Raw genomic sequence first — 15,260 nt, 5'->3', positions numbered from 1 at the left:
TACTGCGTCGGAGGGGCCTGCTATGCGCGGCGACCTGGAGTGGGGCAGCATCCCGGGACTGGTCCGGGCGGCGGCCGAGCGGTATGGGGAGCGCGAGGCGGTCGTCGAGGGCCGTACACGCCTGTCGTACGCGGAGCTGGGCCGGCGCGTGGAGCGGGCCGCGGCGGCGTGCGTCGCGAACGGCGTCAACTCCGGTGACAGAGTGGCGGTCTGGGCCCCCAACACCCTCGACTGGATCGTCTCCGCGCTGGGCGCGGTCTCCGCGGGCGCGGTCCTGGTCCCCCTGAACACCCGCTTCAAGGGCACGGAAGCGGCGTACGTCCTGGAGCGCAGCCGCGCGAAACTGCTCTTCGTGACGGGTACGTTCCTGGGTACGTCGTACGTGGCATCCCTGCGCCGCGCGACCGCCGAGGGCAGGGGGGAGGGCCCGCTGCCGGGCCTGCCGCACCTGGAACAGGTGGTGGTGCTCTCCGACGACGCCCCGGAGAACTTCCGTACGTGGAAGGACTTCCTGGCGAGCGGCGACGGCGTGGGCGCGAAGGAGGTAGAGGCACGCGCGGACGCGGTGGAAGGTGCACAGCCCTCGGACATCATCTACACCTCGGGCACGACGGGCCGCCCCAAGGGCGCGGTCATCACGCACGCGCAGACGCTGCGCTGCTACGACGTGTGGAGCGAGCTGGCGGGCCTGCGCGAAGGCGACCGCTACTTGATCGTCAACCCGTTCTTCCACACCTTCGGCTACAAGGCGGGCATCATCGCCTGCCTGATGCGGGGCGCGACGATGATCCCGCAGCCGGTCTTCAACGTGGACACGGTCCTGGCGAACGTGGCGGCGGAGAGGATTTCCGTACTCCCCGGCCCCCCGACCCTGCACCAGTCGCTCCTGGACCACCCGTCCCGCGACCAGCACGACTTGTCGGCCCTGCGCCTGGTGGTGACGGGCGCGGCGGTGGTCCCTCTCCAACTGGTCGAACGCCTCCGCAACGAACTCCACATCGCCACGGTCCTGACGGCGTACGGCCTGTCCGAGGCGAGCGGCATCGTCACGATGTGCCGCCAGGGCGACGCGGCGCGGGTCATCGCGACGACCTCGGGCCGCGCGATCCCCGACACGGAGGTACGTGTGGTGTCCCCCGCCGGGGAGTCGCTCTCGCCGGGCCACCCGGGCGAGGTCCTGGTCCGCGGCCACAACGTGATGCAGGGCTACTTCGAGGACCCGGCGGAGACGAAGAAGGCGATCACTCCGGAGGGCTGGCTGCGGACGGGCGACGTCGGCGTGCTGGACGAGGCGGGCAACCTCCGCATCACGGACCGCATCAAGGACATGTTCATCGTCGGCGGCTTCAACGCGTACCCCGCGGAGATAGAGCAACTCATAGGCGTGCACCCGCAGGTGGCGGACGTAGCGGTGATCGGCGTCCCGGACCCACGCCTGGGCGAGGTGGGCAAGGCGTACGTGGTGCGCCGCCCGGGCGCGGTCCTGACATCGGACGACCTGATCGCCTGGTCACGCCGAGAGATGGCCAATTACAAGGTGCCGAGGCAGGTCGAGTTCGTGACGGAGCTGCCGCGGAATGCGAGCGGGAAGGTGGTCAAGGGGGAGTTGCGGGGTGGGCGGGGGTAGTTGGTGGGGTCCTTGGTTGCCGGATATCCAGGTGACAGATATCAGATGACGATGTCTGTCATCCGCTACTCGTCAACAGCCGCCCGCTCGCCCGCGCTGCGTTCCACGCAGAACTCGTTCCCCTCGATGTCGACCAGCGTGACCCAGCCCCGCCCGTCGGGCTTCCGGTGGTCGCCCTCGAGCTTCGCGCCGAGCCCGATGAGCCGCTCGACCTCCTCGTCGCGGGTGCGTTCCTGCGGCTGCAGATCGACGTGCAGCCGGTTCTTGACGGTCTTGGTGTCGGGCACGGTGACGAACAGCAGGGTGATCCCCTCGGCCTCCACGAGGGCCTCCGGGTCCCCGGGGAAGTCCTCGTCGGAGAGCTTGCCGCCCAGCACTTCCGCCCAGAAAGTGCCCAGCCGGTAGGCGTCGGAACAGTCGAACGTGAGGTGGCGCACGAGTGTAGGCATGGGCGGCACTATCGGGGAGCCGGGGGCGGGCTGTCCAACGGGTTTTCGCCTCTCCGTCCGCCTGGGCGGGCCGGCGGGGTGATTTGCCGGGGTGGCAAAGATCCTCGCGGGTGACGGCGGCACGGGTCCAGGATCGCGGTGTACGGACGCACGTACGTACAGATGTACGTACGTGCAGATGCACGTACGTACGGACTGATCAGGGAGGAATCATGACGCACCCCACCCCGCAGCACCGACTGGTCGACGTCCCCGGCGGCCGCATCCACCTGGTCGAGCAGGGCGAGGGCCCGCTGGTGCTCCTGGTGCACGGGTTCCCCGAGTCCTGGTACTCCTGGCGCCACCAGCTTCCCGTGCTCGCCGAAGCGGGCTTCCGCGCGGTGGCCGTGGACGTACGCGGCTACGGGCGCTCGTCGAAGCCGCGCGAGGCGGCGGCCTACGGGATGCTCGCGCACGTGGCGGACAACGTCGGGGTGGTGCGTGCGCTGGGGGAGGAGACCGCGACCGTCGTGGGGCACGACTGGGGGTCGACGATCGCGGCGAACTCGGCGCTGCTGCGGCCGGACGTCTTCACGGCGGTGGGCCTGCTGAGCGTGCCGTACGCGCCGCGCGGCGGCTTCCGTCCGTCGGACGCGTTCGCGCGGGTCGGGAGTGCGGGGGAGTCCGGCGAGGAGTTCTACGTCTCGTACTTCCAGGAGCCGGGGCGGGCGGAGGCGGAGATCGAGGCGGATGTGCGGGGCTGGCTGGCGGGGTTCTTCGGGGCGCTGTCGGGGGACGCGATGCAGGGGCCGGCCCCCGGGACGAGCCCGTACTTCGTCCGGAGGGGCGGGCGTATGGCGGACGGCTTCCCGGCAGCGGAGAGCCCTCTGCCCGCCTGGCTGACGGAGACCGATCTCGACGTCTACGCCACCGAGTTCGAGCGTACGGGCCTGACCGGGGCGCTCAACCGCTACCGGAACATGGACCGCGACTGGGAGGACCTGGCGGCGTGGGACGGCGCCCCCATCCGCTGCCCGTCGCTCTTCATCGGCGGCGAGCACGACGCGTCGACGACCTGGCTGGCGGACGCGATCAAGGCGTACCCGGAGACGCTCCCGGGCCTGGTGGCCTCGCACATCCTGGAGGGGTGCGGGCACTGGGTGCAGCAGGAGCGGGCGGACGAGGTGAACGGGCTGTTGGCGGGGTGGCTGCGGCAGGTGTCGGGCTGAGGAGGCTTCGGGCTGAGGCCTCGGGGTGAGCCGTCAGTGGCCGATTGGCGGCTCCATGCAACCGGTCTCCGGGAACGCCCCGTTGGTCTTCACGCCGTAGTTGGTCGGCTGCACGAAGGCGGTGACGCAGGCGTGTCCGGGTACGTAGAGAGCGATCATGGCGCCTTCGGGCGTGACGTAGTCATCGCCTTCGTAACGCTGATACATGTCCTGCACATCGAGCTCGCCGCCGAGCAGCTTGCCCTTACTGGTCACCTCCCGCAGCTCGTACCCGAGCTTGCCGGTGAGCGCGGCGCGCACGCTCTCGGGGTCCCACTTCTTCTGCCGGTGCAACTGCTTGAGTACCGGCCCCATCCGGGCGGCCTCGGCCTTGGCGGCCTCCTCTCCGGCGGGCGTCATCTCGCCGGGGCGCCGGTAGGCGTTGTTGTCCCCGTTGTGGGGGGCGCCGTCCACGACTCCGGGTTCCACGTAGGGGGAGGGGCCGGGGGCTTTGGGGCTGGAGGAGCTGGTGGTGCTGGGGGAGCTGGGGGTGGGGGAGTCGCCTGCACGGAGCTGCCCGCAGCCGGTCAGGGCCAAGGCGGAGACGGCGGCAAGGAGGGGCGCGGCGACGGCGGCGACGGTGCCGCGTCTTCGGCGGATCAGGGTGGCGGAGCCACGACTGTCAGAGATCGTCATGCACCCGACTCTGCCACGACGGCCCCTGCGAGGATGGCCCGATGCCCAACCGGACTCCCCACCCCCGCATCAGCCACCGCGTCAGCCCTCACATCAGCCCCCGCATCCTCTATGTGACGGACCTCGCCTACGAGGCGAAGGGCCGCCGTTACGCGGACGAGGACATCTACCTCACCTCCCGCCTCCGCGAGGACTTCGACCTGGCCCTGTGCCACCCGCTGGACGCGGCGTCCCTGATGGAGACGGCGGCGTTCGACACCGTGGTGATCCGCAATAGCGGCCCGGTGCTGAACTACGCATCGGCGTACGAGGATTTCGTCGCCCGCGCACGGCAACGGGGCGCCCGCGTCTACAACCAGCTGACCGGCAGGGCGGACATGGCGGGCAAGCAGTACCTGCTCGACCTGACGGCCGCCGGCTACCCGGTGATCCCGACGATCGACGACCCCCGGGAGGTGGACCGCCTCCCCGCCGCACCGACGTACGCGGTGAAGCCGAAGCAGGGGGCGGACTCGATAGGCCTGGAGTTCGTGACGCGGGAGGGGTTGGCTGGGGCATTGGCGGGCGCATTGGCGGGGGCATCGCCCGGACCCGGTGCCGGGCTGCTGATCCAGCCGCGTATCGACTTCACGTACGAGGTCTCGTTCTACTTCATCGACCGCACCTTCCAGTACGCGCTCTACGCCCCCGACCCGGAAAGCCGCTGGCGCCTGGAGCGATACACCCCCACCCCACCGGACCTGGCCTTCGCGCAACGCTTCGTCGACTGGAACACGATCGACCACGGCATCCAACGCGTCGACGCCTGCCGCCGGGCATCGGACGGCGAGCTGCTCCTGGTCGAGCTGGAGGACCTGAACCCTTACCTGTCCCTGGAGTTGCTGGACGAGGGGACGCGGGACGAGTTCGTGACGAACATGAAGCGGTCGCTGCGGCTGCAGCTGGGCGATGTGACGTCCGGGGACTAACCGGGGTTATCCACAGGCAAATCCACGCTGCGGCGAAGTGCGGGAGCCTGGCGGGCATGGGGGATTTCGGGGAGTCATTCGGGGAATCACGGGCGTCCTTGCGCGAGCTGTCGGTCGGAGGCGTGCTGCTCAGCCGCTGGGCGCAGGAGGCGGGCTGGCCGCGGAACTCGGTGTTCCGGCAGCTGGCCAGGGAGGGCTGGACGCGGATCCCGGGCGGCGGCTGGGTGGAGCCGGGCCGGGCGGTGGACCTGCGGGCACGGCTCTGGGCGGGGCAGTTGGCGGTGCCGGGCCTGGTGGTGAGCCACCGGTCGGCGGCGGCGCTGTGGCGCATCGAAGTGCTGCGGGAGGAACTGGAGTTCACGGCACCGAAGACGGCCCGAAGCCGGGTGGGCGCCCGCGTCCACCGACTGCCGTTGCCTGCCGCCGAGGTCACGGTGGTGGGCCGCCTCGTGGTGACGACGGTGGCCCGTACGCTCGCGGACCTGCTGCGCGGCGGCCCCCGCGAGGAGGCGCTGGTGGCGGTCGACTCGGCGCTGTCCCGCCGCATCGTCGGGGGCGTCCGCAGGGGCCCGCTGATCACGGGCCCCGAGGCGCTGGCCGAGGTGCTGGAGGCTCCGTTCCCCGGCGCGGCGAGGGCACGCCGCTGGCTGACCCTGGCCGACCCGGCGTCGGGCTCACCGGCGGAGACGGTGGCGCGCCTCCGGATGCGTGACGCGGGCCTGCACCCGGAATCCCAGGCGGAGTTGCTGACCCCGGTTGGCCGCCTCCTGCGCCCGGACTTTCTCTTCCGGGCGGAGGGCGTGGTGGTGGAGATCGAGGGCTACGCCTACCACGGCAGCCGCGAGGCCCACCGCCGGGACCTCTCCCGCTTCAACGACTTGGCGTCCTGTCCCGAGGTGCGGCTGGTGCTGCGCTTCGGGGCGGAGGAGGTGTTCCGGGAGCCGGAACGGTTCGTGAGGCGGGTGCGGGCCGGGTTGGAAGGGGGTGGGCGGGCGGAAAATCCCAGAGGGTGAGTTGCTGACCTGCGGGAATGGGATGGGAGGGTGGGATTTTCAAACCATCGGCCCCGAACTACCCCTGAGCGGCGGCCGCTTCCCCGCGGAACTTCTCGACGAGGGCGGCGGGGGCCTTGTCCGGGGAGCCCGCGTCGTACGGGGGCTGGGGGTCGTACTCGATCATCAGCTGGACGGCCTGGGCGTGCTCGTCGCCCGCGATCTTTCCGGCGAGGGTGAGCCCCATGTCGATCCCGGCGGAGACGCCGGCGCCGGTGACGTACTTCCCGTCGAACACCACGCGCCGGCTGGTCGCGTCGACCCCGAACTCCTTGATCTGCTCCAGCGCCAGCCAGTGCGAGGTGGCGCGCCGCCCCTTCAGCAGGCCGGCGGCGGCGAGGATGAGGGAGCCGGTGCAGACGGAGGTCGTCCAGGTGGTGGTGGCGTCGACGCGACGCAGCCAGTCGAGCAGCGCCTGGTTCGTCAGCGGGGGCTCCGGGCTGCCGGGTACGACGACGATGTCCGGGCTGCTGACCTCGTCGAGGGACTTCGTGGCGACGAGGGAGAGGGAGCGGGTGTCGTCGAGGACGGGGCCGGCCTCTTCGGCGACGAAGACGACTTCGGCGTCGGGGAGGGAGGAGAGGGTCTGGAAGGGGCCGATGGCGTCGAGGACGGTGAAGTTGTCGTAGAGGAGGATGGCTATCTGCATGGGGGTCCCTTCCCGGAGCGGTGCCGCGTCGTCGTGACCTTTCGATTCTTCAGCGGCGCGTGGGCGTCGGCAATGACGAGTACCCCACCCTTTCTGCCATGGGTTCATGGCCGTGGGGGGCTACTGAAGGCTCCAGCGGTGCGGGCGGCGAGTTCGGGGAAGAGGGCTTCCACGTTCAGGGGGCGGGACGGGGTGGGGCGGGGGCTAGCTCGCGCCGGGTATGGGCGAAGTCCACCACTTGCCAGCCGTCCGCCAGGGCCTCCGCGTCGTCCATGCCGGTGAAACCGGCGGCCTGCATGAGCTGGTGCAGCTGCCCCGTGGACCGGGTCGTCAACGATCCGCCTGAATTTCCCATGCCCCGAAAGCTAGCGGTGGCCACTGACAGCCCGATGGGGCGGTGCGGCCCCCCGGACATGCGTCGGCCGCGGTGGCTCCCCCTCCGCGCCACCGCGGCCGATCGGTCCCCCGTCGGGATGTGGGTCTTGGGTCAGTCCTTCGGCGGGGCGGGCGTGTGGCCCTCGCCCTGCGTGGTCACGGTGCCGTCCTTCGGCGGGGCGGGCGTGTGGCCCTCGCCCTGGGTGGTCACGGTGCCGTCCTTCGGCGGGGCGGGCGTGTGGCCCTCGCCCATGGTGGTGATGTCGCGGTCCTTGGCGGTCTCGCTCATGACAACTCCTAAGGAATTGACGGGGCTGGGTATTGGATACGCCCGTTCGGCAACTCCCCCGAGGATCGCCGAACGGGCGTTTGGGCCGCTCACCATATCCGTAGGGCCCGTGCGACCCGTCTGCCCCCCGACGCGACGGATCGACCCCATGAGAGTGGCAGCCGCTCATAAACGTTCGATGAACGCCCCTCTGAGGGCGTCAGACGGCAGCGGCCGGCTTGAGGAGATCCCGCACCTGGGCAGCCTCCGGCGCCCCGGCCGCGTCGTGGATCGTCAGGGCCTCGCGCCAGCACGCCTGTGCGCGGTCGACCTGCCCGATGCTGTGGAGAGCCCTGCCGAGGATCGTCAGCACATTGGCGCGTATCCAGTCACCGCCGACGCAACCGGTGCTCAGGGCCTGCTCGGCATGCTGGGCGGCCAGTGCCGCGCGCCGGTCCGAGAAGTAGACCTCGGCGATGCGGTAGTGCGTTGTTCCCTGCCAGAGACGCTGGCGGTTCTCCTCGAAGATCCGCTGTGCGTCGTTCAGTTCGTCGAGCGCCTCGGAGTGCCGCCCCGCCTGGCTGAGGCCGAGTCCCAGCGTGTACTTGGCGTTGGCCAGGCGGAAGGTGACCCCGAGATCGCTGTATATGGCCATCCCCTGCCGGGCCAGGTCTATCGACTTGGTGGTGCGTCCCATGGCGAGGAGGGCCCGCGAGAGATTGCACAGGGCGCTCGCCTCGCTGTGGCGGTTGCCGTCGGCGCGGAACGCGTTGATCGCCTTGAGCAGGTGGGTCTCGCTGACTGCCGGCTGGTTGATGCAGTTGTTGACGATGCCCTGCTCGTTGAGTGCGTTGCCGTTGGTCCAGGGATCCCCGGACTCAAGGGCGAGTTCGGCTGCCTGCTCCAGCTCCCCGGCCGCGTCGTCGAACCGCCCGACCTTGTTGAACACCTGGGCGAGGGTGACCCGCGCCCGCCCCTCCGCGTGCGCGTCCTGCGCCGTGGCGGCGGCATCGCACGCCATGCGCGTCGCTGCCTCGTACCGATGCGAACTGGCACCGGACTCGGCAAGGTCCTTCGCCGCGAGCAGCAGGTCCACTCCGCGGCGCAGACCTGTGGGGCCCAGCGATTGCTGGACGCAGGCGAGGATGCAGGCGGCCTCCGTGTGCAGCCAGTCGAAGGCCTTGGCCCCGTCACTGAACTCCAGGCCGACCCGCTCGGTGACCTCGAGATGATCCGCGGTCCGGTCCCCGGGCCGCTCGATCGCATAGACCCGGGCCGCCGAGGCCAAGTAGAAGTCCAGCAGCCGGGACATCGCCGCATCCCGCTGGCTCGGCGGCTGTTCGTCCCGTTCCGCGCACGCACGCGCGTAGAGCCGGACCAGGTCGTGGTACCGGTAGCGGCCCGGCGCCGCCGACTCCATCAGGGACGTGTCCACGAGGGCCTCCAGGAGGTCCTCCGTTTCCTCCGGCGGGAGGTCGAGGACCGCTGAAGCCGCCGCCAGGGACAGGTCAGGGCCGTCCGCCAGGCCCAGGAGGCGGAACGCTCGCGCCTGGGCCGGCTCCAGCTGGCCGTAGCCCAGCTCGAACGTCGCCTTCACCGCAAGGTCGCCCGCCTGGAGTTCATCCAGGCGGCGGCGCTCGTCCGCCAGCTTGGCGGCCAGCGTCGAGACCGTCCAGGTGCGGCGGGCCGCCAGGCGGGACGCCGCGATACGGATCGCCAGCGGGAGGAAGCCGCAGGCCGCCACCACGTCCAACGCCGCCTTGCGCTCCGACTGGACCCGCTCCTCGCCGACGATGCGGGTGAAGAGGAGCAGCGCCTCCTCCGGCGACATCACGTCCAGGTCCACCAGGTGCGCGCCCGCCAGATCCACCATCCGGATACGGCTCGTCACCAGCGCCGCGCAGCCCTCCATGCCCGGCAGCAGTGGTCTGACCTGGGCGGCGTCCCGCGCGTTGTCCAGGACGACGAGGACTCTGCGGCCGTCGAGCACCGAGCGGTACAGCGCCGCCCGTTCCTCCAGGGAATCCGGTATCGCCGAGTCCGCCGTGCCGAGGGCCCGCAGGAACGCGCCGAGGACCGTCTCCGGGTCCGCCGCCCGCGATCCCGCGCCCTGGAGGTCGACGTACAGCTGCCCGTCGGGGAAGTGGGATCGGGTCACGTGCGCCACGTGTACCGCCAGCGTCGTCTTCCCGACACCACCGATGCCCGCCAGCGCCGAGACCGCCATCACGCGGCCCTCCGCCGCGGAGAGGATCTCGCTCAGCTCGGCGACGAATGACGCGCGGCCCGTGAAGTCCGGGACCGTCGCCGGGAGCTGCGCCGGGCGCACCACCGCCGCCGCCGGCTCCGGAGCCGCCGCCGACGGTTCCGCGAGGGCCGGGTCCGCCTGGAGGATCCGCTGCTGCAGCTCCTTCAGACCGGGGCGCGGGTCCACGCCCAGTTCGTCCGCGAGGAGCCGCCGGGTGTCCGCGTACACGGCCAGCGCTTCCGCCTGGCGGCCGCTGCGGTACAGGGCCAGCATCAGCAGCTCGCGCAGGCGCTCCCGCAGGGGATGCGCGGCCGTCAGCGCCGTCAGTTCCGAGACCGACTCCGCGTGGCAGCCGACCTCCAGGTCCATGTCCAGGCGGGATTCGAGGAGTTGGAGCTGCCACTCCTCCAGGCGGGCGCGCTGGGTTTCGGCGTACGGACCCGGGATGTTCGCCAGGGGCTCGCCGTCCCACAGGCTCAGCGCCTTGTTCACCAGCGTCCGCGCCTGGCACAGGTCGCCCACGCCCCGCGCCTTCTCCGCCTCCGCCCACAGGTCCTCGGCGAGCGTGAGGTCCAGCGCGCCGTCCGCCACGACGACCGCGTACCCGCCGGCCTCGCTGACCAGCACACCCGGCGGCAGCACCTTCCGCAGCCGGGAGGCGTAGGTACGGACGGCCGCCAGGGCCTGGGACGGGGACTCCTCGCCCCAGACCGCGTCGATCAGCTCCGAGGCCGTTGCCGTGCGGCCCTCGCGCATGAGGAGCGCCGCGAGGAGTGCGCGCTGCTGGGGCGAGCCCATGGACAGTGGCTCGGCGCCGAGCCACGCGCGTACTGGCCCGAGCACGCTGAACCGCGACGTCCGTTCGACCTCGGGGGTGCTCCCCGTGGCCGGACGCCGCTGCTCCGGTACTCGCGGTACACCGTCCATCGCTCCCCCTGCCACCCTTCGCGCCCGGCCGTCGCCGGGCCTGGTCGTGCTTCGCGGGTCTGCCCTACCCGCGATTGTTGCTCGCTTATCCGTTCATGGAGCTCGCCCATGGGTCTCGTGCGTGGATCTCGACCACTCGTGCGCAGATCTCGTCCACGCGCGCATGGATGTCGACCATGTTCTTGCTCCCCGCCAGTTTGCCTTGTTCATGGCGGATACGTCAGCCGTGCGAGACGGCTCTCACAGGGTCCACCCACTCCGGGCCGGGGATTCATCGGCGTACAAGTAGCTGACAGATAGCTGACGGGTCGTCAGATCGGCGCTACCGTTGACCGCATGGACACCACTGAGACCTTGCCGACGTTCCCGAGGATCATCTCGGTGGACGACCACACCGTTGAACCCGCTCACGTCTGGCAGGACCGGCTTCCGGCGAAGTTCCGTGACAGCGGGCCGCGTGTCGTGCGCGCGCCTCTGAAGGAAATGACCTTTATGGGCGGGAAGTTCGCCCCGGTCATGGGGGCGAAGGGGGACGAGGGGCCGATCGGTGACTGGTGGGTCTACGAAGACCTGCACCGGCCGCTGACCCGTCTCGACACCGCCGTCGGGTACGACAGGGACGAGATCAAGCTCGAAGTCATCACGTACGAGCAGATGCGGCCCGGGTCGTTCAGCGTCCCGGATCGGCTCGCCGACATGGACGTCAATCACGTCCAGTCCGCCCTGTGTTTCCCCACGTTTCCCCGATTCTGCGGGCAGACATTCACCGAGGCCAAGGACCGCGAACTCGGGCTGCTCGGCGTACGGGCGTACAACGACTGGATGGTGGAGGAGTGGTGCGGCCCGGAGGCCAACGGCCGGCTGATCCCCCTCACCCTCATCCCGCTCTGGGACGCCGAACTCGCCGCGGCCGAGGTGCGCCGCAACGCCGCGCGCGGCGTCCGCGCGGTGGCCTTCTCCGAGATACCGCCGCATCTGGGACTTCCGTCCATCCACACCGACGAGTGGGATCCGTTCCTGCGGGCCTGCGACGAGACCGGCACCGTCATCGCCATGCATATCGGGTCGAGCAGCAAGATGCCGAGTACGTCGGCGGACGCGCCGCCCGCCGTGGGGTCGACCATCACCTTCGCCAACTGCTGCTTCTCGATGGTCGACTGGCTGATGAGCGGCAAGTTCGAGCGCTTCCCGAACCTCAAGATCATGTACGCGGAGGGGCAGATCGGCTGGATCCCGTACATCCTCGAGCGCGCGGACGTGGTGTGGGAGGAGAACCGGGGGTGGGGCGGCGTCGCCGACAAGGTGCACCGACCGCCGTCCGAACTGTTCGCCGAGCATGTCTACGGCTGCTTCTTCGATGACGCCTTCGGCCTGAAGAACCTGGACGCGATCGGCGTCGGCAACGTCTTGTACGAGACCGACTACCCCCACTCCGACTCGACCTGGCCCAAGTCCAGGGAGGTCGGCGAGCAGCAGATGGGACATCTGTCCCCGGACGTCGTCGACCGAATCGTGCGGGGCAACGCGATCGAACTCCTCGGACTCACGGCTGAGGGGTTGTGGGTGGCGGGGGCGTGACGCGGTAGCCGGCAGCGGTACAGGACAGCCCGGGCGCCTTGCGGGGGCCCGGGCTTTTCTCTTGCCCCACCCCTTGTCTGACGGTGCGTCAGCTACGACGATGTGTGCGTCACATCGAATGTGACGTTCCGTCAGATCAAGGGTCCCGCCGAGGGCCCAGGTCGAGGTTCGAGATGGGGTTCCCATGGCGCAGGGCTTTCCGCAAGGGCGACTCGTGTACGGGATGCAGCTCCCGATCCAGTCGCAGAGCGTCATCTACGCCGAGGCGTGGGAGGCCGATGCCGGTGTCGAGGATCTCGCCGAGATCGCCCGGGTTGCCGACCGCTCCGGTTTCGCGTACGTCGCCAGCTGCGACCACGTGGCCATTCCGCGGCGGCTCGCCGACTCCATGAGCACCGTCTGGTACGACCCCGTGGCCACCCTCGCCTTCCTCGCCGGGATCACCGAGAACGTACGGCTCATGAGTCATGTCGCCGTCGTCGGGCTGCGGCATCCGCTCGTCAGTGCCAAGCAGTACGCCACCCTCGACCGGCTCAGTGGCGGGCGTCTCGTGCTCGGGGTCGGGGCCGGGCACGTGCCCGAGGAGTTCGCCGCCGTGGGCGCCGACTTCGAGCGGCGGGGGCCCGTGCTCGACGAGACGATCGATGCCTTGAAGGCCGCCCTTGGGGCCGACGAATACCCCGAACACCACGGTGAGCGCTTCGACTTCAGCGGGCTCGGGCAGCAGCCCCGGCCCGTGCAGCCCCGCGTCCCCATCTGGGTCGGCGGTTCCTCGCCCGCCGCCGTGCGCAGGGCCGCCGAGCGGGCCGACGGGTGGCTGCCGCAGGGCGACCCGCGCGACAAGCTGCCCGCGCAGATCGCCCGGCTCAGGCGGCTGAGGGAAGAGGCGGGGGTGCGGGAGCCGATCACGGTCGGCGCCATCGCCGAGCCGCTGTACGTGGGGGAGCCCAGCTGGTCCGTGGGGCGGCGCACCCTCAGCGGGAAACCGGACGCCCTCGCCGAGTCGCTGCGGGCGTACGGGGCGATGGGCGTGCAGCAGATCCAGGTGCGGTTCCGGTCCCGGAGCCGCAGTGAACTGACCGATCAGATGGCGGCCTTCGCCGCCGAGGTCGCCCCGCATCTCAACTGAGACCGACTCCGCATCTCAACCGAAAGCTCGACCATCGACATACCGAGGAGACCGGCATGGGAAAGCTTGACGGGCGCGTCGTCATCGTCACCGGCGCGGCGCGCGGGCAGGGCGAGCAGGAGGCGCGGCTCTTCGCGGAGGAGGGGGCGAAGGTCGTCATCGGGGATGTGCTCGATGAGCAGGGGGAGGCGCTCGCCGCGGAGTTGGGTGAGGGCTCCGCGCGGTACGTGCATCTCGACGTCGGGCGTGAGGACGACTGGGAGGCGGCCGTCGGCGCCGCCAAGGACGCCTTCGGGAAGGTCGACGGGCTCGTCAGCAACGCCGGGATTCTTCGGTTCAACGAGCTCGTCAGTACCCCACTCGATGAGTTCCGGCAGATCATCCAGGTCAATCAGATCGGCTGCTTCCTCGGCATCCGTACCGTCGCCCCCGAGATCGCCGCCGCCGGCGGCGGCACCATCGTGAACACCGCCTCCTACACCGCGCTGACCGGCATGGCGTACGTCGGTGCGTACGCCGCGACCAAGCACGCCATCCTCGGGCTCACCCGCGTGGCGGCCATGGAGCTGGCCGACAGGAACATCCGCGTCAACGCCGTGTGCCCGGGGGCCGTCGACACCCCCATGACCAATCCCGCGCAGCTCGACCCCACCGCCGATCCGGCCGAGGCGCGGGAGGCCGTCGCCGAGCTCTACAAGAAGCTCGTCCCGCTGGGGCGGATCGGGAAGCCCGAAGAGGTGGCCGCCCTCGCCCTCTTCCTCACCGGCGGGGACTCGGCGTACATCACGGGGCAGCCGTTCGTGATCGACGGGGGATGGCTGGCGGGCGTCAGCATCGTCTGACGGTGCATCAGGTATTGACGGTCACGGCACCCGGTGGAACAGTCGGTCCCATCAAGATCTGACGGTGCGTCAGAAACATGTCGGAAGCGGCGTCAGAACCTCACGAGGACGGTGAACCTCCTTGGAATTCGGTCTCTTTGTACAGGGATACGTGCCCGCCAAGCGGGCCAAGGTCGACCCCGAAGCCGAGCACAAGGCGCTGATCGAGGAGACCGAGTACGTCATCCAGGCGGACAAGTCCGGCTTCAAGTACGCCTGGGCGTCCGAGCACCACTTCCTGGAGGAGTACTCCCACCTCTCCGCCAACGACGTCTTCCTCGGCTATCTCGCCCACGCCACCGAGCGCATCCACCTCGGCTCCGGCATCTTCAACCCGCTCGCCCCGGTGAACCACCCGGTGAAGGTCGCCGAGAAAGTCGCCATGCTCGACCATCTCTCGGAAGGGCGCTTCGAGTTCGGGTCCGGGCGGGGCGCCGGCTCGCACGAGATACTGGGGTTCATGCCGGGGATCACCGACATGAACCACACCAAGGAACTCTGGGAAGAGACCATCGCCGAGTTCCCCAAGATGTGGCTCCAGGACGAGTACGTCGGCTTCCAGGGCAAACACTGGTCGCTGCCGCCGAGGAAGGTGCTCCCCAAGCCGTACGGGAAGTCCCACCCGGCCATGTGGTACGCCGCCGGGTCCCCGTCCTCGTACGCGATGGCCGGAAAGAAGGGGCTCGGGGTCCTCGGCTTCAGCGTGCAGAAGGTCTCCGACATGGAGTGGGTCGTCGAGTCGTACAAGACGGCCGTGAAGGAGGCGCAGCCGGTCGGCGGGTTCGTCAACGACAACGTCATGGTGACGTCCACCGCGATCTGCGCGGAGACGCACAAGAAGGCCGTGGAGATCGCGGTGAGTGGGGGACTGAATTACCTGCAGTCGCTGCTCTTCCGCTACCACGACACCTTCCCGCGGCCCGAGGGCATCCCCGAGTGGCCCGAGCTGCTTCCCGAGTACAGCGAGGAGATCATCGAACTCCTCATCGCCGAGGAGCTGATGATCTGCGGCGACCCGGACGAGGTGCTGACGCAGTGCAAGCGGTGGGAGCAGGCGGGCGCCGATCAGCTGTCGTTCGGGCTGCCGATCGGGATCTCGCCCGAGGACACGAAGAACACGATCAAGCTGATCGGTGAGCATGTGATTCCGAAGATCGATACGGACCCTGTGCACCGGACCACCCGGTTCCGCCAGGCGGCCGGGGCCTGAGGCCGGTCCTTCAGCT

At 70.0% G+C, this 15,260-nt stretch carries 14 protein-coding genes; 8 read left to right on the top strand and 6 right to left on the bottom strand.

Annotated features, from left to right (window positions below; translation table 11 throughout):
* Positions 1–22: 22 nt before the first annotated feature.
* Positions 23–1,627: a FadD3 family acyl-CoA ligase gene (locus ACIBKX_RS31360; RefSeq protein ID WP_363269914.1), complete on the top strand. Its 1,605-nt coding sequence runs from the start codon at positions 23–25 to the stop codon at positions 1,625–1,627.
* 65 nt (positions 1,628–1,692) lie between these two features.
* Here the strand turns inward: ACIBKX_RS31360 and ACIBKX_RS31355 are convergent, their stop codons facing one another.
* On the bottom strand, positions 1,693–2,076 hold the full coding sequence (locus tag ACIBKX_RS31355; RefSeq protein WP_363269915.1) for a VOC family protein: 384 nt from the start codon (positions 2,074–2,076) through the stop codon (positions 1,693–1,695).
* Between the two features lie 212 nt (positions 2,077–2,288).
* Here ACIBKX_RS31355 and ACIBKX_RS31350 point away from each other — a divergent pair, with 212 nt between their 5' ends.
* Positions 2,289–3,284, top strand: coding sequence for an alpha/beta hydrolase (locus ACIBKX_RS31350; RefSeq protein WP_363269916.1), 996 nt, complete (start codon positions 2,289–2,291; stop codon positions 3,282–3,284).
* A 33-nt stretch (positions 3,285–3,317) separates the two neighbouring features.
* On the opposite strand, the gene ACIBKX_RS31345 is transcribed toward ACIBKX_RS31350, so the two are convergent.
* Positions 3,318–3,959, bottom strand: coding sequence for a hypothetical protein (locus ACIBKX_RS31345; protein ID WP_363269917.1), 642 nt, complete (start codon positions 3,957–3,959; stop codon positions 3,318–3,320).
* A 41-nt stretch (positions 3,960–4,000) separates the two neighbouring features.
* Between ACIBKX_RS31345 and ACIBKX_RS31340 the strand changes: the two genes are divergently transcribed.
* Both ACIBKX_RS31340 and ACIBKX_RS31335 read left to right on the top strand, forming a co-directional pair.
* Positions 4,001–4,927 carry a hypothetical protein gene (locus tag ACIBKX_RS31340; RefSeq protein WP_363269918.1) on the top strand — a complete coding sequence of 309 codons (927 nt, stop codon included), beginning with the start codon at positions 4,001–4,003 and terminating at the stop codon, positions 4,925–4,927.
* Positions 4,928–4,983: 56 nt separating this feature from the next.
* Entirely contained in the window at positions 4,984–5,940 is a 957-nt protein-coding gene (locus tag ACIBKX_RS31335; protein WP_363269919.1) for a hypothetical protein, read from the top strand.
* Between the two features lie 58 nt (positions 5,941–5,998).
* Here ACIBKX_RS31335 and ACIBKX_RS31330 read toward each other — a convergent pair whose 3' ends face one another.
* The 4 genes from ACIBKX_RS31330 to ACIBKX_RS31315 form a co-directional block, all read right to left on the bottom strand.
* Positions 5,999–6,628 (bottom strand): DJ-1/PfpI family protein, encoded by a 630-nt coding sequence (locus ACIBKX_RS31330; protein ID WP_363269920.1) that lies wholly within the window; start codon positions 6,626–6,628, stop codon positions 5,999–6,001.
* 175 nt (positions 6,629–6,803) lie between these two features.
* Complete coding sequence (locus tag ACIBKX_RS31325) at positions 6,804–6,983, bottom strand: hypothetical protein (RefSeq protein WP_363269921.1); 180 nt, start codon at positions 6,981–6,983, stop codon at positions 6,804–6,806.
* A gap of 132 nt (positions 6,984–7,115) precedes the next feature.
* The gene (locus ACIBKX_RS31320) at positions 7,116–7,292 is read right to left on the bottom strand and encodes a sigma-like protein (protein WP_363269922.1); all 177 of its coding nucleotides are present in this window, start codon (positions 7,290–7,292) and stop codon (positions 7,116–7,118) included.
* Positions 7,293–7,491: 199 nt separating this feature from the next.
* On the bottom strand, positions 7,492–10,446 hold the full coding sequence (locus ACIBKX_RS31315) for an AfsR/SARP family transcriptional regulator (RefSeq protein ID WP_399376590.1): 2,955 nt from the start codon (positions 10,444–10,446) through the stop codon (positions 7,492–7,494).
* Positions 10,447–10,800: 354 nt separating this feature from the next.
* Between ACIBKX_RS31315 and ACIBKX_RS31310 the strand changes: the two genes are divergently transcribed.
* The 4 genes from ACIBKX_RS31310 to ACIBKX_RS31295 all read left to right on the top strand — a co-directional run bounded on the left by ACIBKX_RS31310 (position 10,801) and on the right by ACIBKX_RS31295 (position 15,244).
* Positions 10,801–12,024 carry an amidohydrolase family protein gene (locus ACIBKX_RS31310; RefSeq protein WP_363270137.1) on the top strand — a complete coding sequence of 408 codons (1,224 nt, stop codon included), beginning with the start codon at positions 10,801–10,803 and terminating at the stop codon, positions 12,022–12,024.
* Positions 12,025–12,208: 184 nt separating this feature from the next.
* Positions 12,209–13,153 (top strand): LLM class F420-dependent oxidoreductase, encoded by a 945-nt coding sequence (locus ACIBKX_RS31305; protein ID WP_363269924.1) that lies wholly within the window; start codon positions 12,209–12,211, stop codon positions 13,151–13,153.
* A 56-nt stretch (positions 13,154–13,209) separates the two neighbouring features.
* Positions 13,210–13,995, top strand: a complete 786-nt coding sequence (locus tag ACIBKX_RS31300) for an SDR family NAD(P)-dependent oxidoreductase (protein WP_363269925.1) — start codon at positions 13,210–13,212, stop codon at positions 13,993–13,995.
* Positions 13,996–14,116: 121 nt separating this feature from the next.
* Positions 14,117–15,244 (top strand): LLM class flavin-dependent oxidoreductase, encoded by a 1,128-nt coding sequence (locus ACIBKX_RS31295; RefSeq protein ID WP_363269926.1) that lies wholly within the window; start codon positions 14,117–14,119, stop codon positions 15,242–15,244.
* Positions 15,245–15,260 lie beyond the last annotated feature (16 nt).

This window comes from Streptomyces sp. NPDC050658, assembly GCF_044457025.1.
Classification (GTDB): Bacteria; Actinomycetota; Actinomycetes; order Streptomycetales; family Streptomycetaceae; genus Streptomyces.
Note: the sequence above shows the minus strand (reverse complement) of the source record. Positions and strands in the feature narration are given on the sequence as shown.

Bases quoted from the DNA above. Each gene is read 5' to 3' on its own strand.
- ACIBKX_RS31305 (WP_363269924.1), top strand. From the start codon at position 12,209: ATGGCGCAGGGCTTTCCGCAAGGGCGACTCGTGTACGGGATGCAGCTC.
- ACIBKX_RS31330 (WP_363269920.1), bottom strand. From the start codon at position 6,628: ATGCAGATAGCCATCCTCCTCTACGACAACTTCACCGTCCTCGACGCC.
- ACIBKX_RS31345 (WP_363269917.1), bottom strand. From the start codon at position 3,959: ATGACGATCTCTGACAGTCGTGGCTCCGCCACCCTGATCCGCCGAAGA.
- ACIBKX_RS31340 (WP_363269918.1), top strand. From the start codon at position 4,001: ATGCCCAACCGGACTCCCCACCCCCGCATCAGCCACCGCGTCAGCCCT.
- ACIBKX_RS31315 (WP_399376590.1), bottom strand. From the start codon at position 10,446: ATGGACGGTGTACCGCGAGTACCGGAGCAGCGGCGTCCGGCCACGGGG.
- ACIBKX_RS31335 (WP_363269919.1), top strand. From the start codon at position 4,984: ATGGGGGATTTCGGGGAGTCATTCGGGGAATCACGGGCGTCCTTGCGC.
- ACIBKX_RS31355 (WP_363269915.1), bottom strand. From the start codon at position 2,076: ATGCCTACACTCGTGCGCCACCTCACGTTCGACTGTTCCGACGCCTAC.
- ACIBKX_RS31320 (WP_363269922.1), bottom strand. From the start codon at position 7,292: ATGAGCGAGACCGCCAAGGACCGCGACATCACCACCATGGGCGAGGGC.
- ACIBKX_RS31325 (WP_363269921.1), bottom strand. From the start codon at position 6,983: ATGGGAAATTCAGGCGGATCGTTGACGACCCGGTCCACGGGGCAGCTG.
- ACIBKX_RS31360 (WP_363269914.1), top strand. From the start codon at position 23: ATGCGCGGCGACCTGGAGTGGGGCAGCATCCCGGGACTGGTCCGGGCG.
- ACIBKX_RS31300 (WP_363269925.1), top strand. From the start codon at position 13,210: ATGGGAAAGCTTGACGGGCGCGTCGTCATCGTCACCGGCGCGGCGCGC.
- ACIBKX_RS31350 (WP_363269916.1), top strand. From the start codon at position 2,289: ATGACGCACCCCACCCCGCAGCACCGACTGGTCGACGTCCCCGGCGGC.